The organism is Poritiphilus flavus (assembly GCF_009901585.1).
Classification (GTDB): domain Bacteria; phylum Bacteroidota; class Bacteroidia; order Flavobacteriales; family Flavobacteriaceae; genus Poritiphilus; species Poritiphilus flavus.
This window is the reverse complement of the sequence record NZ_WXYO01000007.1, coordinates 391500-411199: the sequence shown is the minus strand read 5'-3', so window position 1 is coordinate 411199 and position 19700 is coordinate 391500. Positions and strand designations below refer to the sequence as shown.

At 40.0% G+C, this 19700-nt stretch carries 20 protein-coding genes and 1 pseudogene; 5 read left to right on the top strand and 16 right to left on the bottom strand.

The features are described from left to right. Positions 1-105: 105 nt before the first annotated feature. The 15 genes and pseudogenes from GTQ38_RS17005 to GTQ38_RS16935 all read right to left on the bottom strand — a co-directional run bounded on the left by GTQ38_RS17005 (position 106) and on the right by GTQ38_RS16935 (position 11895). The gene (locus GTQ38_RS17005) at positions 106-387 is read right to left on the bottom strand and encodes a hypothetical protein (protein WP_161436749.1); all 282 of its coding nucleotides are present in this window, start codon (positions 385-387) and stop codon (positions 106-108) included. Positions 388-390: 3 nt separating this feature from the next. After that, entirely contained in the window at positions 391-945 is a 555-nt protein-coding gene (locus GTQ38_RS17000) for a hypothetical protein (protein WP_161436748.1), read from the bottom strand. Further along, the gene (locus GTQ38_RS16995; protein ID WP_161436747.1) at positions 929-2161 is read right to left on the bottom strand and encodes an ImmA/IrrE family metallo-endopeptidase; all 1233 of its coding nucleotides are present in this window, start codon (positions 2159-2161) and stop codon (positions 929-931) included. The genes GTQ38_RS17000 and GTQ38_RS16995 overlap by 17 nt, the downstream gene beginning before the upstream one ends. Positions 2162-2226: 65 nt before the next feature. Further along, a pseudogene (locus GTQ38_RS16990) lies at positions 2227-3160 on the bottom strand (IS1595 family transposase). An 89-nt stretch (positions 3161-3249) separates the two neighbouring features. After that, positions 3250-4146: a non-homologous end-joining DNA ligase gene (gene ligD, locus GTQ38_RS16985; RefSeq protein WP_238857989.1), complete on the bottom strand. Its 897-nt coding sequence runs from the start codon at positions 4144-4146 to the stop codon at positions 3250-3252. 9 nt (positions 4147-4155) lie between these two features. Next, positions 4156-4827, bottom strand: a complete 672-nt coding sequence (locus GTQ38_RS16980; RefSeq protein ID WP_161436746.1) for a BON domain-containing protein — start codon at positions 4825-4827, stop codon at positions 4156-4158. A gap of 108 nt (positions 4828-4935) precedes the next feature. Then, positions 4936-5700, bottom strand: coding sequence for an exodeoxyribonuclease III (locus GTQ38_RS16975; protein WP_161436745.1), 765 nt, complete (start codon positions 5698-5700; stop codon positions 4936-4938). A gap of 202 nt (positions 5701-5902) precedes the next feature. Further along, positions 5903-6256: a carboxymuconolactone decarboxylase family protein gene (locus GTQ38_RS16970; protein WP_161436744.1), complete on the bottom strand. Its 354-nt coding sequence runs from the start codon at positions 6254-6256 to the stop codon at positions 5903-5905. A gap of 242 nt (positions 6257-6498) precedes the next feature. After that, positions 6499-6792: a DUF3817 domain-containing protein gene (locus GTQ38_RS16965; protein WP_238857988.1), complete on the bottom strand. Its 294-nt coding sequence runs from the start codon at positions 6790-6792 to the stop codon at positions 6499-6501. 11 nt (positions 6793-6803) lie between these two features. Beyond that, positions 6804-7262: a hypothetical protein gene (locus GTQ38_RS16960; protein WP_161436742.1), complete on the bottom strand. Its 459-nt coding sequence runs from the start codon at positions 7260-7262 to the stop codon at positions 6804-6806. Positions 7263-7301: 39 nt separating this feature from the next. Then, a complete protein-coding gene (locus GTQ38_RS16955) occupies positions 7302-8102 on the bottom strand; it encodes an alpha/beta fold hydrolase (protein WP_161436741.1) in 801 nt (266 codons plus the stop codon). Between the two features lie 80 nt (positions 8103-8182). Beyond that, the gene (locus tag GTQ38_RS16950) at positions 8183-9088 is read right to left on the bottom strand and encodes a helix-turn-helix domain-containing protein (protein ID WP_161436740.1); all 906 of its coding nucleotides are present in this window, start codon (positions 9086-9088) and stop codon (positions 8183-8185) included. A 38-nt stretch (positions 9089-9126) separates the two neighbouring features. After that, positions 9127-9966 carry an SDR family oxidoreductase gene (locus tag GTQ38_RS16945; RefSeq protein WP_161436739.1) on the bottom strand — a complete coding sequence of 280 codons (840 nt, stop codon included), beginning with the start codon at positions 9964-9966 and terminating at the stop codon, positions 9127-9129. Between the two features lie 112 nt (positions 9967-10078). Further along, positions 10079-10984, bottom strand: a complete 906-nt coding sequence (locus GTQ38_RS16940) for a helix-turn-helix domain-containing protein (RefSeq protein ID WP_161436738.1) — start codon at positions 10982-10984, stop codon at positions 10079-10081. 8 nt (positions 10985-10992) lie between these two features. Continuing rightward, positions 10993-11895 carry an NmrA family NAD(P)-binding protein gene (locus tag GTQ38_RS16935; RefSeq protein ID WP_161436737.1) on the bottom strand — a complete coding sequence of 301 codons (903 nt, stop codon included), beginning with the start codon at positions 11893-11895 and terminating at the stop codon, positions 10993-10995. Between the two features lie 486 nt (positions 11896-12381). Here GTQ38_RS16935 and GTQ38_RS16930 point away from each other — a divergent pair, with 486 nt between their 5' ends. The 4 genes from GTQ38_RS16930 to GTQ38_RS16915 all read left to right on the top strand — a co-directional run bounded on the left by GTQ38_RS16930 (position 12382) and on the right by GTQ38_RS16915 (position 16500). Continuing rightward, positions 12382-13392, top strand: coding sequence for an adenylate/guanylate cyclase domain-containing protein (locus GTQ38_RS16930; protein ID WP_161436736.1), 1011 nt, complete (start codon positions 12382-12384; stop codon positions 13390-13392). A 683-nt stretch (positions 13393-14075) separates the two neighbouring features. Beyond that, positions 14076-14534, top strand: coding sequence for a YybH family protein (locus tag GTQ38_RS16925; protein ID WP_161436735.1), 459 nt, complete (start codon positions 14076-14078; stop codon positions 14532-14534). 138 nt (positions 14535-14672) lie between these two features. Next, complete coding sequence (locus GTQ38_RS16920; protein ID WP_161436734.1) at positions 14673-15335, top strand: DUF6090 family protein; 663 nt, start codon at positions 14673-14675, stop codon at positions 15333-15335. A gap of 250 nt (positions 15336-15585) precedes the next feature. Next, complete coding sequence (locus GTQ38_RS16915; RefSeq protein ID WP_161436733.1) at positions 15586-16500, top strand: hypothetical protein; 915 nt, start codon at positions 15586-15588, stop codon at positions 16498-16500. 82 nt (positions 16501-16582) lie between these two features. Here GTQ38_RS16915 and GTQ38_RS16910 read toward each other — a convergent pair whose 3' ends face one another. Continuing rightward, a complete protein-coding gene (locus GTQ38_RS16910) occupies positions 16583-17623 on the bottom strand; it encodes a helix-turn-helix domain-containing protein (protein WP_161436732.1) in 1041 nt (346 codons plus the stop codon). Positions 17624-17823: 200 nt separating this feature from the next. On the opposite strand from GTQ38_RS16910, the gene GTQ38_RS16905 reads away from it, so the two are divergent. Then, positions 17824-19272 (top strand): alpha/beta hydrolase family protein, encoded by a 1449-nt coding sequence (locus GTQ38_RS16905; protein ID WP_161436731.1) that lies wholly within the window; start codon positions 17824-17826, stop codon positions 19270-19272. Positions 19273-19700: the final 428 nt, after the last annotated feature.

Below are 19700 nucleotides of genomic sequence, written 5' to 3'. Positions count from 1 at the left end.
ACAGGCTTTTGGGTACCGGCTTACGATGGGTCATCTATTTTGGTGTACTAACCTAATTATTTATGGTAACTATATACAATAATAACCCATAAGGTCAAAAAAATATCATTCGTCTTTTTCGTCTTTCGCTAAATCTGAAAGGGTGTATCCGATTATTGCGCCCAGCAATCCACCTAAGAGTTGAGCTTCAATAATCCCAAGAATGGAAAGGATAGCTATTATGGGCAAAACAAGTACAACCGACATCAACTGTATAAATCGTTTGCCAAGACCTTTAGGTGGGTTATAACGTGTTCTATTCCTAAAACCTAAAATCAGGCCAATTATAGGTATTAATGCAAAGATCAATATCAGCCATGCCTGTGGTGAGCAAAAATCTAATTCCATAACCTAGTCTTTTGGCTTTGGAACTTTCGCTATCTTCTTCATTGCCGTGTGAAATGAAGCGCTACTATCATCATATTCCTGATGCGGATAACCATACTTTTCATTAAGGTCAAATAACCTCTGGTATAAATCTACGGGGTCTTGGGAGGTCATTACCCAATCTGAGACTAAATCGGCCATAACATTCATGTCGTCATTAAAAGTCATTCTTCCATCGCTTCCTCTTACACCGTCTTTGCTTTTCGCCTTCCCTCTATTTAGAAAAATGTTCTTCTCATCATAGATTATTTGACGTTCTTCAGCAAACGACTTTCCCTTTGGCAGAAATTGCATTAAAACTTTTCTAATACCTTTATAATACAACTGATACTTTTCTTCGGGGTCGTCAAAATGCTTATTAAGAATTTCTTTTAGTCTGTCAATTTCCTCAATTGAATGAGTACCCAGATCAATGGTAAGTTGCTTTTCTTTAGAAGCCTTCGCATCTTGTAGAATTTTGAGCTTTTCCAGATGCTTCTTTTCGTCAATTTCCTTTCTGGTTTTATTCTTTTTTTCCATATTCTTCTTTTAAATCAAAAATCTCTTTTAATCTTTTGGCTATAGCGGGAATCGAATAATCCTCCTTCCAAGATATGGGATTCAATCTCGCCACAGCCTTCTTATAATCAGGAAATTCAGTCCTGAATGCGCCATAGAAATCTTTTCCTTCGACTTCTTTCATGTGATGCTGAAACTTTGCATAGATAAATGACGGATGTACTTTGATTTTTTTAGCAAAATTTCTTACCAAATACTCTTCAAAAATTCTGGGCCGTATAAAATTTAGTTCTGCCTTGTCAACAAAATAATCGCTTGCAAATTCATTTGGAGCCTCTTCATCTATTAAGGTTATCTGATCCTCTCCTGATAGGTGATAGCCACTTTTCTTAACATCCTCTTCATCAAAAAGTACATGGTAAAGCTCGTGCAACAACGCCCACCAAATTGTTGGATATCTCTTAAAGAGGTCTGTAAGCACGATGCACGGTTTGTCCTTAACAAAAAAAGTTGCACCCCTTAGCTGTGAGGTGGTTAAATGATTTTGAAATATTACTGTAACCCCATGATTATACAATGCTTTACAAACAATAAAAAGACCATTTTCAACATCCTGGCAATAAGGTTTTATCTTCGGCATCAGATCCAGCAAAGCTTCTCTATGATATTCATTGGGATTGTCTATGGTTTCGAAGATATGAAAGGCGGCATTGACTGAAAAGTGACGCATCTTGTCAACAAAACTCCTTTTTGACTTGCTAAAAACGGCCAAAGAAACTCTGTCGATCAAATTTTCATAATCCGCTAATGTCTCAAAACCAAAAAAGGTCAATATTCTATCAATGATTGTATTAGTATCGGTTTTTGTCGTCAAGAATCCCTCTGAATACAGCCTGTCAACATCAAAGTTTTTCGCTACAAAAGATGCTTTTCGAGCCTCTGTAAGCTTTTGCACATTCTCTGGACTTTGCTTTGCTACCAAACTGGCCAGCATAACATTGAAGTCAATCTCAAGGTAATCCGCTATCTTAAGGACATTTATGAGATTTGGCTGTTTAGCGGTTCCTTCAAGTATAGGCATTAATGATTTACGCTCTATTCCTAAAAGCTCCCTTGCGTGAGTTGTGCTAAATCCATATTCCTTTGATTTTTTCTCAAAGAGTTTAAGAAGATCAACGGGTTCATAATCTTCAGAAAATGACTTGTCTAAAAGGCGGGTTATATCTAATTTTTCCAATTTTAGGGTAAATTTACCCTACAAAATTAAGCAAAAAATGCTTTTATGCCAACTTTGGGGCAAATTTACCTTCCAATAAGGGTTTTGTAATCCAGTTTCCTCTCGCAATTAGACAAGTAGAATTCAAACCTAAATGATTCTGAGATGCCTCTAGTGTTATACCTAAAAACAAACTCATCAACATATTTTGCAGGTGTTTTTTAGAAGCAAAATGATAAATGCCAAATATGCCTCTTTTTAGTAATGACCAAAATCCCTCGATGGTATTTGTGTGAATACGACCATTCACATACTCCCCTTTATTGTGTTTGACAATTGAATGGTCATATATTCTTTTCGGTCCATTATAGCCCAACCATTCATCGGTATATATTTTGGCGGATTCACGGACTTTTTTAATAATCTCTTGGATCAAGGTTTCTGCCTTAACGTCCTTCACGGTTGATGCAGTTAGAAGGCCGGAACGTTGAACCATACCTACTACAGGGGTTTTGTCAATTGCACTACGTCCTTGCGAGTTTGGCATTTTCTTATTGCCGTGTCGATTCTTATTCTTTCCACCCACATAAGTTTCGTCAACTTCAACTTCACCATCCAAGGAATCTGTAAAATCGTATGAAAGCGCATATCTGATCCGTTGCAGCATAAACCACGCGGTTTTTTGTGTTACATTCAAATCCCTGTGCAATTGAAGCGAGGATATGCCCTTTTATGAGAAGTGACTAGCCATATTGCAGTAAACCATTTTTGCAGTTTAATTTTACTGTCTTCGAAAATCGTTCCTACTCGAACGCTCAATTGCTTCCTACACGAAGCACACTTAAATCTTTTGTTCTTACCTTTAAGTTCATAGATTTTGTCATGATTGCAATGTGGGCAGATTGGGTTATCACCCCATCGTTGGAAAGCTAAATATTCCGCGCACTTTTCTTCTGTGTCAAAATATTTGATTAACTCTAAAATGCCTTTGAAACCCTTTATTTGCTGAGATTTATCCATTTTTAAAATGATTTATAGTTCAGATATAATCAAATTGGGTTATACAAGTATATAGTTACCTTATTTATTTCTCCAAGGCACTGTTGCCGTTATATGTTTTGACCTAGATCCCATAAAATCCTTTGGGGTTCGGTAATGCAACCGGTAAATTTTTCAAAATCTTCCCAAGGGTTCCCCATTTCTCTTAATCTTCCGAAAATATTGCTAATATTATAGGTTTGGGCATTTAGGCCCTTATCTTCCAGTTCGCCCCACCGTAGGGTAGTAGCCACCGGAGCATTTTCCACTGCCCGTACAGAAAATGGACAAACACTGGTCTGGGCGTAGGAATTCCTAAGATAGTCCAAAAAGAGTCTTCCCTTTCGCTGATCTTTTCGAATCGCGGTTGTCAATTTTTCGGGATTTTCACTGGCAAGATGTTTGGCAATTCCTTTGGCAAGATCATGGATCACATTAAAATTTTCGGTTCTGTCCAGGGGCACGACAACATGCAAGCCTCTGGATCCAGTGGTCATAACAAAAGTTTTTAGGCCCAATTTGTTTTCCAGAAAACTCCGGACAATTTTGGCCCCTTCCACGACCATATCAAAATTAGTTTCGGGTGGATCAAGGTCGAATATCATTTTATCCGGATAGTCCAGTTTATCAAGCGTACTAAGCGCGATATGGAAGGTAATGGTGCCTTGGCTCACCAGATACAACAAAGTCTCTTTACGGTCGCAAATGACATGATTCACCCAACCATTTTTCTTTCTTATTTTGGCCGTCTTTATCCAATCAGGAAAATATTTTGAAGCGTTTTTTTGAAAGAATCCTTCCCTGCTGATACCATTGGGAAATCGGTGTAATGTAAGCGGACGGTCACTGAGATAGGGCAACATATTGTTTGCCACAGCGTCGTAATAGGTTGCAAGCTCACCTTTAGTAATTCCAGATTCAGGAAATAGTATCTTATCGCTATGCGGTATTTTCTCCCAGGATATCAAACCGTGGGCTTAATCGACAAACTCAGGGTAGAGCTGTACTACAATATCGTTTTGTACCTGGGTTACCCCTGGGGCCTTGTATGCAGCTCTTTCGGCCAATTTCTTTTCGTGGTGCGAATGTACCCTGCCTTTTAACTGTACCGTGCTGCCGTCTACCTGTACGCGTATGCCCTTCGCCTCAAGCTCTGCGGATCGTTCAAGAGCATTTTTGATATCTTCAGAAATGTCACCGGGTAAAATAGTTGGGGCAAGCTCAATGTTGTTGATAACCCCTTTTACTCCCAAAAGGTTTTCTACCGTCCGTTTCGCCGCATTTCTTTGATAGGCCCAGGGGAGGCTTCCGGTGAGATAAATATGGCCGTTGTCTACCTTTACCATTATCTTTTCCTTGGGTACCGTGGCGTTCCATTCCAGGGCGCTTACCGCGGCCTTTGCAATTTCCTTGTCTGTTTTCTTATAGTCGTCGCCATATTTAACTTCAATGTCCTCAGCCACGGCTTTTACCCCCGAAACACTCTTGACGGCTTTTTCCGCGGCTAATTTTTTGGGGTAGGCATCTACAAAACCTGTAAGGGTTACTATACCATCTTCAACGATAACACCGATTTGAGTCTCGTCGATATCGGGTAGAAATACCAGTTCGTCCAAAATATCCTGTTTGATCTGTGCATCTGATTTCATGATAACTAATTTTTTGTTTAGTACTTACCAGTTATACACAAAAATACTACGACGGAAGAAGCCCAGTAATGATCTGCATCAGGGCACTTTGAATTTAAGGGTAACCAATTATGGCTCAATGTTCAAGCTGATCGGGCAATGGTCAGATCCGTAATACTCCGATAATATCTCTACAGAGCTAATTCTGTCAACCAAAGAATTGCTGACCAAAAAATAATCGATGCGCCATCCGGTATTTCGTTCACGTGCTTTAAATCGGTAACTCCAATAGGTGTAGGCGACTTTTTCCGGATGAAAATGTCGGAATGAATCCACAAATCCTGCTGATAGAAAATTATCCATACCATCAATCTCAATTTGGGTGTATCCGGCTGTTTTGTTGTAGTTGGCCTTATCGTTCTTTAGGTCAATGGCTCTGTGCGCCACATTAAAATCCCCACAAACAATTACGGGCTTCGTTTTTTCCAGGTCTTTTAGGTACATTAAAAAATCTGCATCCCATGTTTTGCGGTAGTCCAGGCGAAGCAGCTGTTGGCCCGAATTGGGCACATATACGTTAACCAGATAAAAACTTTCGTATTCAGCACATTGTATCCTGCCTTCGGTATCGTGTTCAGCAACACCCATATCTTGTGTTACCTTTACTGGTAATTCTTTGCTTAGCAGGGCAGTGCCGGAATACCCCTTTCTATCAGCAGCGTTGTAATTATTATGATAGCCATTAAGGGGAGACAATGCCGTGATAACCTCCTCATCCTGAGCCTTGGTCTCCTGCAAACAAAGAATATCAGGAGCTATCTTTTCGATGGATCTGTAAAAATCCTTTTTAACGATGGCCCGTATACCGTTTACGTTCCATGAAATGATTTTCATGTTTTTCTGTGTCAATGAATTTAGCCTTAATTCAAAAATACTGAATTAAGGCCATTATAACACTGGATGAAATATCAATTAATACACCATTTCAGCCTCGTTCTTAACGCTATAAACAACAGAGGTGAAATTTGTAGGTTTTCTCACCTCTTCCGATTTTATGTTTTAGAACTTTCCAATTACAAGGTCCTGTAATTATGAGCTAGTGTTGCTCTAAAACCATGAACTGTCTCAGAGCTTCCAGGGCTTCGCATCCGTACACAAGGGCCGGTCCTCCGCCCATGAGTATAGCCACACCGATAGTTTCTAAAATCTCTTCAGAACTCGCACCTGATTTCAGGGCGTCATGCACATGAAAGGCGATACAACCATCGCAGCGTACCGTAATAGCTATACCCAATGCGATGAGCTCTTTGGTCTTGGAAGTCAGTACTCCATCCGATATGGCTGATTTATGAAGGTCATTAAACCCCTTCATCGTTGTAGGGACTTTGGTCCCTAGATCCTCCATAAGTTTAGCGAGGTCGTTATAGTGTTTTGAATAGTCTTTAATCATGATATATGGGTTTTAGGAAATAAAATGCTTTTGCTCTTGTGAAATAGTTTCACTGACCATGTAAAACTGTTCAAAACTATAGGAAGTCTGAAGGCAAACCTATGATGTAGGTCATTCCAATCAAGTCGTCCACAGGCCCGGCGCTTGTAATCAAGATTCTAAAATCAAAGAAAATAATACAGTAAAAAAATGCAGATGTATAGTAAATAAGATGAACAGATCTTCCAGGACCTTTTTGATAATTAAAGCTTGCTTAATATCTTTTTGTCAATGTAAAACGTTCCAAATGGGATAAAACTAGCCATAATAACTTTCCATGTTGTTGTCCAGAATTTCCAATTACGCTCAACGCTAACGCTAAGTGCATTGATCGCATAAAGAAGGAAAAGCGCCCCATGCACTGGTCCAATTAATTTGGTCCAACCTGGATTTGCGAAACAGTATTTCATAGGAGTGGCAACGAATATTAGAATAATAAGAGAAATACCTTCAAAAAAGCCCAGGATTCGAAGCCTTCCGACATTTGTCTTGAACATATCTAACATGATTATCTGAAGTAAGGTCTATTGGCCATGGGCGAAAATGGCCAGGGAATTGCAACAAAAATGATGATCAGGGCAATTGAGAACCATACCAACATGATTCTGAATTTTTCCTTGTCGATAGATCTTCTTTTTGCCTTAGCAGAACCGATAGTCAATACAACAATTGCGGTTAGCATGAGGATCAGGTGTATAACACCAAAAAAAGTGGTGTCAAGACTGGATATTGCAGCATCAAGATTATTCCAAAAGTATTTTATTATAGGGCTTTGGGTATAAAGTAAAATTCCGATCATAAGTTGTATATGGGCAAAGGTAGCCGTCCAATGACGAATGGAGTTATCGACTTTTGAGAAGGTCAAATTTTTAAAGTATCCTCTATAAGCTCTATAAATTGCGTAAACAAGACTTAACAGCACAAGCCAGCGGGTTACAGAATGGATTATTATGAGTGATTGATACATTGTACTAGCCTTAATAGGATTTCATTATTCACCCAAATTTTACCGCTGCTTATCCTCGATGGTTGATAGAATTTGTTCCAGGAGCACATTGAATTCGATCGGATTCTCAAGCATCGGATAATGGCAACTTCCACTTATTTTATGCAATTGATAGTTGCCGGCGAGATATTTCCTTAGATTTTCCTCGCTTGTGGGCATATAGTCCACATGGATTAGGTGCAACTTCAAATTAAGTCCCCTTAAAAGCTCGGTCTCTCTTTTGGTGTAAGTAAAGGTGTTTTCAATAAGGGGTATACCCACTTCCGGATTCATTTCTCGGTAGTCCTTTAATAATCTTGCAACCAGTCCGGGATCAGTGCCTTCGGACAATAATGCCTGCCTCGCAAATTGTTCACAGGTATTTGCAAAATCGGTCCTTAAATTCGCTATTAAATGTTCTATAGTTTCCTGTGGCACTTCAACACCAACACTTTTCATATGATCAACTTCTATCAATCCAATGATTTGGGCAGGATCAAGAGCTACAGTTTCGAGCATCACATCCGAACCAAAGGAATGTCCAATCAAGACTACGTTACGGAGCGAAAGCTTTTTGATAAATTCGCTGATATCCCTGCCATATTCCTGTACGGTCCAATCTGTACGGTAATGGGAGGAGTTTCCGTGCCCCGCTAAATCCACCGCCAAGACCCTATAAGTTTTGGAAAAGTGAGACAGTTGTTCATTCCAATATTCCTTGTTTATAAAAGCCCCGTGGATGAAGAGTAGGGTAGTGTCCCCTTTTTCACTATCGTAATAGACTAAGTTTTCGCCGTTGATTTTGATGTTTATTGTTTTCATAGTTTGTGCATGTATCAGGGAAAAGCAAGTGGTACAAAACAGTAACGGAAATGTGTATAGTATTTTCTTCATTGCTGTTTTCAATTGAGGGTTTGTCTAAAGGCCATAGGCGAAACGTTCGTTTTGTTCTTGAACAGCTTAGAGAAGGAGGTAGGGTGTTCAAAACCCAGCTCAAAGGCAATTTCGCTTACACTGAGTTCCGTAGTGGAAAGTTTTTCCTTGGCTATTTCTATCAATTTATTATGAATGTGCTGTTGCGTACTCTGTCCACTCACTGCCTTCAACAATGCACTTAGGTAGTTTGGAGAAAGGTTCAAGTGCCTGGCAATCTCAACAACAGTTGGGATACCCCTGGAAAGCGTGTTTTCTTTTTTAAAATGGCCGTTCAAGATTTCCTCAAGTTTAATCAGCACCTGGTGATTGGTAATTTTGCGCGTAATGAATTGGCGTTCGTAATAGCGTTCTCCGTAATTGAGCAAAAGCTCTATTTGGGAGACAATGATGTTTTCACTGAACTTGTCCATATTAGACTGGTACTCCCTTTGGATATTCCGTAACAGATCGTCTATGATCCTTTCCTCCTTTTCAGAAAGGAATAGCGCCTCGTTGACAGCATAACCAAAGAAATCATAGTTCTTGATGGTCTTGGCCAGGGAAGTGCCCCAAAAAAAGTCCGGATGGACAAGCAGGAGCCAACCGGATGCTTCGGTCTTTATATTTTGGTTCACTTTAACCGTTAGAACCTGTTGTGGCGCAACAAATGTAAGTACCCCTTCGTCAAAATCATATTGCTGCTGTCCATAGTTGAACTTGGCGCTTACGTTCCGTTTCAGGCCAATAGAATAAAACTCCTGAACCCATTTGATTTGATGGTCATCCGCAGGATAACTCACCTTTCCATAATCCACGAGGCTGATCAAAGGATGTTCCGGTTTTGGTAAATTGCCATATTGGTGAAAATCGCTTATGGTTTTGAATCGGTACATTTTCTTATTTTACAGAGATGCGTCTTTAGGATAAAGATTTAAAATCCGGTTGAAGTACCCAAAACTTTGTTATCCTTAAGGGCCTTTTGAATGGTCTCTATTTTCTTGCCCGCGAACTGGTGGGCATCTTCACCCATAAAGAAATGAACTGGCGGGTTTTCCATTTCGCTTAGGGTGATTAGCACGTCTGCTGCCTTTTCCGGGTCATTAGGCTGGTTGCCGTCAATTTCTTTTAAGTGTGCCTGTTCCATGTCACGGGCGGCTTTATATTCCACTACAGGGTTCGCTGGTGTCTTGACTGAGCCTTTGGACAGGAAGTTGGTTCTAAAATATCCAGGATAGACCAAGGTGGTATATACACCAAAAGGTTTCATCTCCTCAGAAAGGGCTTCCGTAAGGCCCGCCACTGCAAACTTTGTAGAGCAGTAGATACCGAAACCTGCAAAGTTCCCCACATAACCGCCTATGGACGAAATGTTGAAAAAATGCCCAGACCGCTTTGCTCTCATTAAAGGTGTTACATTGCGAATAACGTTCAGAGAACCGAACACATTTACATTATAATTGTTCTTTACTTCCTGATCTGTCAACTCCTCCAAAGTCCCAATCTGGCTGTAGCCTGCATTGTTAACCACAACATCTATTGTCCCAAAATGAGAGATAACTTCCTCTATGGAACGTTTTACACTTGCGTTCTGACCCAAGTCCATTGAAATGGGCAGGAAATCCTTATTTTTCTCGCCAATACCTGTAATTAGAGCCTGCTTGTTTCTGGAGGTGGCCGCAACCCGGTAGCCGCTATCCAATAACTTCTTAACCAAATTTAATCCCAAGCCTTTGGATGCTCCGGTGACGAACCACACTTTTTTTAAATCCATATTGTATCAAGGTTTAAAACTTACGCTACAAAGGTTTTGAATTCCTTGCATTAATACCTTTCCAAATCCCTGGAATGCATAGCCAAATCTACTTTTTAGATTATATCTACGGTCAATTGAAGGATTGTCTAAACTCGGTAGGCGTGAGGTTGGTTTTTGATTTAAAGAACTTACTGAACGACTGTGGATAGTCAAACCCCAACTGAAATGCGATTTCACTGATAGTCGATTCGCTTATGGCTAATTTTTCCTTTGCCCTCTCAATGAGTTTATCATGGATGTGCTGTTGAGTGCTCTTTCCAGTCAGCACCTTCAGCAAACCGCTTAAATAGTTTGGTGAAAGGTTCAGGGATTCGGAGATGTCCAGGACTGTGGGCAAGCCCTTGGTGGCCAATTCACTACTACTGAAATGATTATTCAGTATGGTTTCCAATCGGGCCAGGATTTCATGATTTTCCTTTTCCCTTGTTATGAACTGGCGATGGTAAAACCTATCGGCATAGTTCAGCAAGGTTTCTATACGTGAAATGATTACCGGCTTGCTGAACTTATCGATATTTAATCCGCATTCTTCCTGGATGCCTTTTAAGACAGCAACAATGGTTTTCTCCTCCTGTTCCGAGAGGTGAAGGGCCTCGTTCACCGCATACCCAAAATATTCATACATTTTAATCCTGGCGGCAAGAGAAGTATCCCAAAAGAGATCGGGATGAATTAACAGAAGCCATCCCGAATGGGTCAGATCCTTTGTTCCCCGAATGGAATACACCTGATTTGGCGCGATAAAGACCATACTTCCCTTGTCAAAATCATACTCGCGCTGCCCATATATCAGGGTTCCGCTCACATTTGATTTCAGTGCAATGGAAAAGAAGTCCTGGATAAGATGCTCTGGTTCATCATCATTTAGCGAGGTAATTTCCTCAATACGGAAGACACTTATCAACGGATGTGACGGCCCGGGAAGTCCCCGGAAGCTATGGTATTGACCGATTGTCTTAAATCTATAGGGTTGCATAGTAAATACTATTCTTCGTTGTAAACCGCTGCGAACTCTTGGGCAAAATCTTTCATTTTAACCTTGCCAAGGAGCTCGGGTCTGTGCAATTTATAATCTTCATACAACAATCCACTGCGGATGGCAGCATACATTTCCACCATTCCCCTGGCAATTGCTGGTTGCATTCCAGTGCTTTCAAGACTTTGCAACATCTGATCATCTGTAATCATTACCCATTTTAGGTCTGGCTTACCGATTGCCGTGCCCAAGATCCTGACCAATTCTCCATAGGTCAGCTCTTCACTGGTAACGTATCTCACCTTTCTTCCGTATGATGAGTGTGTATTGATCTCCTCCGCAACACATTTGGCTATATCTTTTGGAGATACCCATGCGTTAACATTATCCGCTGCAAGGTTGCTTCCTATTATCCCTTGTTCCTTTATCAAAGGCACGAATTGGAATAGGTTGTAATAGATCTCCGTTGGCCTAATGTGCGTGACGGCCACATTTTCCGCTAAACTATCAAGGCTTTGTTCCACAAGGTATGTGCCTTCCAAAATCCCATTACCCTCATCCAAATGTGCACCTATACTACTGAGATTAACAACACGCCTAACACCGCTTATGCGTACAGCTTCGGCAAAGGTATTTCCAAGTTCTTTGAAATAGCCAGGCAAGTCAAGATCATGGTCAAAATAATTAGCCGGAGGAGACATTGTGTATACCACATCGGCACCTGTAAAACTGGAGGTCAAAAAATCGATATCCTGTAGTTTGCCAATAGCGGCTACTGCTCCCAACTCCTTTATCTCTTTTCTTCTGGAAGGATTACTGCTGATTATTGTAACCTTATGTCTTTCTTTGAGCAGTATCTGAGCCAAGGGCGTCCCAATTCTCCCCAAAGACCCTGTTAGTGTAATTTTCATATGCTTTTATTATTGCTACGTACAAAGGTCGTTATGTGAGAGATACCGTATGTGCCGAAATATATTTTTGTTGTGTTTAAATATCCGTTTTTCTCCTAGCAAGAAGTTTGCTGATGTCCCAATAAGTACCCATGCATGGTAGCGAGATAGTATACATCGCATGCAAAAAAGCGATTAGGTATAAGCGCATTTAAGAAGTACAAGGCAGAGAACTGACAATCATCAACGCACTACAATCACCTATTAGATCTTAAGTGTTGGATTGGTTTATGCTATATAATCTAACAACTAAAACTTAACACTCAACACTTAAACTAAAGCCGTTACCTAAGCGAAATGTGTTAAATTAGGGTCACACATCATATACCACTATGATGTACTCAAAAAAACTGCTAAGGTTTGTTATCGAATAAACAAAGAAGGTTACTTTTTCAAATTCTTCCCTTTGGTATAATTCCAGCGGTTTTTAGCGCCATCCACGTAATAATGGAAAAAGGCATTTTGGGTGATCATCCGGTGTATCCTTCAACCGGAAATCCATACGATGCAAATATTATAATATCTGTTTTAACCTCTCTTGCCGTAGGACTTACTATTGGAAGTTTTGAGGTACTTTATGTAAACAACTGGTTTAAGAATAGGAGCTTTTTTGAAAAGATCTTTTTCAAATCCGTGGTTTATACCTTTGCAATCATAGTTGCCGCCCTGATCATAATTGTCCTTGGCCATTCGGTTAACCAGGGATTGAGCCCATTCAGCGCTACAGTTTGGAGTTTTGTGCTGGCCTTCTTTAGCAATTTTGCTTTTTGGAGTATTATCTGCTTCTACTCCCTGGCTATTGTGATCTGTTTGTTCTATAAAGAAGTAAGTGATAATATGGGCCAGTCTGTTTCTTATAACTTCTTTACGGGCAAATATCATCAGCCGAAGTCGGAATACAGGGTATTTATGTTCCTCGATATGAAATCCTCCACCGCGCATGCGGAAAGACTGGGTAATATCAGATATTTTGAAATGCTCAAGGAGTATTATGACGATATTTCCCAACCCATTCTTAAATGTGGCGGGGAAATCTATCAGTACGTGGGGGACGAAATTGTAGTGACCTGGAAGGCAAAAAATGATTTTGCAAAGAGCGCTTTGGACTGTTTTTTTGATATGAAGAAAGCCTTAAGCGAGCAACACCCAAAATATCTTGCTAAGTACAATGTTGCTCCTACCTTTAAAGCTGGCCTTCATTATGGAAAGGTGACCACCGGCGAGATTGGATTGCTCAAAAAAGATATCGTTTTTACGGGTGATACCTTGAATACCACAGCCCGGATTCAAAGTCTATGCAATCAGTACGAGGCAGAATTGCTGGTTTCAGACGTTTTCCTGAATGCTATGAAATCCAAAGGTCGTTATGATTTCAAATCCTTAGGGGAGGTTCAATTAAGGGGGCGCAATCAGACCATAGGTTTGTTTAGTGTTCATCAAGTCAAGCTCAATCAATAGCATACCCATACCAATAGTTTGTTTTAGCAACTGTTGAGAAAGCATCTCTTTACGTCCAAATTTTAAGGTGAGGAATTCCTTTTTACGCAGTATAGGCGAAGTTTTCGTTTAAAATTTTCGAAGCCTTGGAGAAAATTTAGAAAACTGAGTCGGTTTTATCCCGAGAATTCGGGATAAAAATACCTTGTAAAAAGTGTCTTTTCTTTTGATTCGTTTTCTTTGGACAAGCAAAGAAAATGAATAAAGAACAATTTGTTTCCTTCCCACTTTATCACATATTTACATGTTTAACCAATATCTCTTATTTCTTAATCTTGGTTTGCCGAGATTTGGCTATCTGGTTATCTGAGCAGAGAGGAGACCTTCTTCATTACTTATCGGAGTATGAAGGCAAAAGTTGATAATGCAGTTCATTGAAAACTTCTTCATAAGACGTATACAATAAATGAAGGAACGTTTTAATAATTTTCGGAAAGCGTAAGGGAAGAAGCACATTCATTTACAACCCATTCTTCTTAGCATTGGAAGGCGTGTATAGCTAACTATCATCTTGTTTATCGTAATAAGGAAAAAGCATCATAAAGGACATTTTCGTAATTTGATAACATATACGCTACCCCTCAATTGATAATAAGGAACAAATGACACGATTTACTTTAAGAACATTACTAATCCCAACTTTGATGGCAGTACTAATTTGGAGCTGTAATTCTCCAAAGTCGGAGGAGGCAATCGATTCAAACCATCTGGAAATAAAACAAATGCATACGGATTATGTCAATGGCTGGCTGGAAATGGACGAGGAAAAGGTAATGGGTCTTTTAGAAGAAAATGCCAGAATTCAACCCAACAGGCTAAAACCCATAGAAGGAAAGTCAAACATACGGATGTTCTGGTTTCCGAAAGACAGCTCAAAAACAATCATAAATGAATACAAAACGGAACTAATAAGTCTGGAAGTAATGGACACTCTGGCGGTGTCTAGCCACACTTCATTACTGGATTGGACTTACCAAAAAGATACTATCAGCTTTGGAATGTTGCAAAAAGGTATAAACACCACAGTGTATAGAAAGCAAACGGACAAAACCTGGAAAATATGGAGGTCTATGTGGACAGATATTTATGCTGAAAGAAAATAAAATAGGTATCAATAATGTTTAAGCGTAATATTGGATAAGGCCTGGTCCACCATTTTGTCCAACTTCTGGCTAATGATAAAGCTCTTCAGAAAAATCCGCGAAAAAAGCCTGACCAACAACAGGTTAAGCAAATATCTTTTGTACGCGATTGGTGAAATTATTCTTGTGGTCATCGGTATTCTGATAGCAATACAGATTAATAATTGGAATGAGAACAGAAAAAAACTCTCTTTACTGAAATCCTATGAAGAAAATCTTATTGCGGAACTCCAGGCTGATTTGATGAGAATTAAGTCATTAAACGTATCAAACGAAAAGAAAAAGCAATCGATAAAAAAATACTTTGACTATTACAATTCAGAGAATCCTAAACCCGAAGTTTTACTACAAAAGATGGATAGTGTCAATACCTCAAAAAGAGCTTTTTACACGAATGCATATACGATAGAAGACCTTATAACAACGGGTAATTTGGCACTTTTTCCGGAATCTGAAAGGTTGGCTATATTGAAACTGAAAAATGTACACGAACAATATGCTTTTTATGAAGCTTCAACTATCCAGGACGTTGCATTATACGAGCAAGAAATAAAAAAGAATTTTGATTTGGTTATTTTGACCGGACTATCGGACAGGGTACGAGAGGATACCAAAATATGGCAGAAGGATATTGAATCTGTACAAATTAAAATACTTAATAATTCCCTGGTTGAAAGCCTAAAACTATTTGAGTTTCAATCTGAAATGTACGAGATAATCACGCTGGAAACGACAAAGCTAAAGACACTATTGGCCAATTGAATGACTTAAAATCCATCGATCAATGGGAGTCCTATTCTATATAGGCCTTATTATTGCTCCTGGTGCCTTAATTCTAAGGGCATTCACCTAAATGACGCAGCCAATCAACAAAAAACAAACTAGCTCCTGCCCAAAATGAAGTTTTCCTTTGAATCCATTCATTCCTCCTTCTTATTTTTTCTAAATTAGGGTCTTGACAATGCGAACCATATTTTTCGTTCCCTCTATGGTAGCTAAATAAACCACTACTATGAGACAGTTGCTATTAGTATTCGCGGGAACCTTTTTGCTTTCGTGTAATTCCACCAAAGAGAAAATTACAACAGACCAGTCCAGGCATGTCGGCCTTACGGAACTGGAAACAACTCACTCCTTTAAAACATTATACAGCAATGGGGCAATAGATCATGCTGAGAAACAAACTGCCTTAGTGCATGAGGCCTATGAATTCCTTTCAAAAATCATGGGGCCGAAAGAGGAATTTTGCCTACTGGTAGTTGCCGGAGAAGACTGGGAGAAAAATGCTTATTCCCCCGTGGTAGGCATGCCGGAATATTATAAGGGGAATCTTATCGTAGGAACGGAAAAAAATGAAATGGCCCTGGGTTATGGAGAAATGATTAAAAGTATGCCAGAGGAAATGACGGTCGATCTGATCAGAACGTATATCAACGATGAGGGAGAACTAGACATGGGACTTTTTTTTGATAAACTTTCCATCCATGAACTTACCCATAATTTCCAGGATCCAAAGAATCAGGAAGGCTATTCCATGAGCAGATGGCTGGAGGAAATCCATGCGAATATGGGATTATATGCCTTCTACAAGACCAAAAGACCCGAAGAATTACAATATGTTATGCATTTGGTTGATTTTAGCCTGGAAAACCCTCCACCAGCATTGCAGTACAGCACTCTGGAGGATTTTGATACGAATTACTTCACCATGGATCCGGCAAATTACGGTCAATACCAAATGAGATTTACCAAAGCCGGGCAAATGCTTATCGACTCTTTGGGAAACTCAATTCTAAAACCCCTGAATGATTTTCTGATCAAATACGATGAATCATACAAGGACAAGTTAACCGAAGAAGAATTTAGAGAAAAACTGGCTACTGAAGTAGATCCGTATGTTGTGGAATTGATGGACAGCTGGGAGTAGCAACTACTATTTGTGCACTGCCGCCATTGCGACGAAGACCGCTTCGCTTTATAGACAAATTGCAGAAGGTTCAAATAACCAATCACATTGACTCCCGTTTTTTTTCAGGATCTGCAAGCCGGTATTCGGAAGGCGTTAAACCTGTTCGTTTTTTAAAAGCTTTATTGAATACTGATTTGGAATTAAAACCAACCTCATAACAGATCTCTTTAATGCTCAATTTGGAATTAGTCAGGTGTAATTTTGCCTCCGTGACCCTGTGGTCGTTAAGCCAATCATTAAAATTCTTTCCAAAGCTACCGTTGATGATTTCGGAAATACGATGAGAGGTCAGGCCCGTGGCGTCCGAAATTTTAGCACGATCCAGATTGGGGTTCTTGTATTCTTTTTGGCGCGAAACGAAGGATTTGATTAAATCCAATTCAGACTGAACATCTCCTAATTCACTTCTCCTATATGGAATTCTTACCCTCATATCGGAAAAGGTTTCAGGCCTGATAATTATCTGTTTTATGGCAATAAGTAAAAAGGCAAAGCAAAACAGGTTATAAACCGTAGCATTGATCACGACTATGCTGCTGATCGAATCAAAATCAATACTCATCCAGATTGATTCGATGATGTAAAGAAGTATGAGGATCCCGAAGCCAAAGGCTGTGGTTTTCATCCAGTCCCTCCCTTTTCCCAGGGGAACAAACAGCCTGATCCTTATGGCTCCTACAAAGTATACCAACAGTACGGTAGTGTAATACAGATTGTAAAACCATTGAGGGGTTTCCAGGATATTCAGCCCATGCATAATAAATAGGGACCACAGGACTAATTCAATAGCTACCACGTGCCACAGGTAACCTTTGGTGGGCAAGTTGTGAAATCTTCTTATGTAGAAATAAAAGGTTGGACCATAGAGCACGACAACTGACAGGGAAAACATGGCGTAAAGACTTAAGCTCAAAACCCCTATCAGCATAAGTAGTCCACCTGTAAGATGAATGATCAGGTAAACCAACAGCACCAGAAGATACAGGTTTCGGCCACCTCTCCGGGCAGGTAAAATACTGAGGATAAAAACCAGTATTATCGCAGCGGTAAGCGAAAGCGCATTAATAATACTCGGCCACATAATCTGATTTATTTCAAGTATATCACTCCTTCAAGGTACACAATCTGGTACTAAATCATAAATCAATACCTAAAGCTGTAGATCGTTTATTTCCTTTATTCAATTGAAAACGAATATAGCGGGAATTGGCTTTAAAATTGAAGTTTTCAATAAAGGCCTCCTCCTTGTAGGTTTAGCAAAGATCTTGTAAAACTCCGATCATGCAATTTTTAGAGCTTGTACTATTATTCAGTACCCTGGCATTGCTTGTGGTCATTTGCTTTTTGGGTGAGCGTAGAAATATCCAATTACGACTTATCCAGGCCAGTCTGGGCATATTTATACTTCACATGATATTTGAAGTAGTAAGATGGCAAATGGTTTTTATCTATGTGGTATTGGTTGTTTTAGGGCTCTTGTTCTTCAAGAGATCGACCGCTTATTTGTTTTTTAGAATTTTGGGATTTCTTCTGGCCTTGGTGCTTTTGGTGACCTCTGCCTTCTATTCTTCTACCATGCCCATACTGAAATTGGATGAGCCCATCGGGAAGTATGCGGTAGGGCATACCTCGGTGACAATCTTAAACAAAGAAAGGGAAGAGCATCATACCAAAGACCCAAATGACAAAAGAGCATTACTGTTAGAAATATGGTATCCAGCTGTTCCCGGTCCCATGACGAAGGCAAGCACTTTATGGTCCGGGCTTTATTCGGGAGAAAGGGATGTAATAAGCTTTTTTACCAATTATTTACAGGAGATCAGTACGCATTCCTTTCCGAACCTAAGGCCGGCTCAGGGTTCTCGCCCGCTCATTCTGTTCAATCACGGCCTTCAAATGTTTGCTTCTCAAAACACTTTGCTGATGGAGCACTTGGCAAGTCACGGTTATATTGTGGCAAGCATAGGGCATCCTTATGAAAGCATTCGTGTTGATCTTGGGCGGGGTCGGGTAATACTCCCTGAGTTCGTCACAAGCTTTGAAAATTTTCAAAAGGGCATGCAATGGATTGCCGAAGCTTCCAGGCCCATAGAAGAGGCCCGGAAAAAAATGGCCTCCCTTGATGACAGAGCGACACGGGCAAAAGTACTGCTTACTTCCCTGGAAAAGGCGGACGCTATAAATGAAACGGTAGTTGAGTGGACGAAAGACAACCAATTTGTACTGAATTGGTTACTTTCTAGTCCCTCAAAATTCGATGGTCGAATTCCCGTCATCGATGCCTCGAAAATAGGGGTAATGGGCATGTCCATAGGAGGGGCTACGGCGGGAGAAATGTGTATTGTGGACCAGCGTATAACAGCAGGAATAAACATAGACGGCCTACAGTATGGGACAACTCAGAAAGATAGCCTGAAGGTGCCTTTTATGATGTTAAGCAGCGAGGACGGAGTAGGAATGAACGACTTCCAGTTTTTACAAAGCAAAGCATACTATTATGAATGCCATCTGACCGGAACACGGCATGCAGATTTGACCGATTTAGCAGTTATCTGGCCTATTCTTAAATATTATGGGCAATCTGGTGACTTAGAAGGTGAGCGAGTCATGGAAATCATGAATACCGCAATACTCAATTTTTGGGATCGCTATTTGAAAGGAAAGCAAGATATTGAGCTTTCAAAAACACACTTCCCGGAACTTAGGGTAGAAACGAATCTCAGCAAGTAGAAGCTATATCAAGACTTACTACGGACCCATATTTTGGAAGTTTAAGATTAAGCTTAAGTTCAATTGTAGGTTGTAAGTTTTAAGTTTTAGGTAAGAAGAAATTGTCTACTATCCACGGCTTCCTGCTGGCGCGAGCATGTCGTTAAGGCAAACCTTTGTGGGCACGAGCGTGACGCTCGCACCAGCCCGGGGTTAGTTTTTTCGCAGAGGTATAAATTTATACCCTATCAAATCCTCAATTGTATAAAACCCATACAAATTCTATGGTTTATGTATAACTGCAAAATCCTTGCAGTTTATATATTTAAGTACTCCAAACGATTGCCTGCCTACACTTTACTTTCCCCGAAAAGAGACCATTAAAGAGTTCCCATTTTGTGATCTTTGATTTAAGTTCCTACCATTAACCGGTACTCATCTCAAAGACC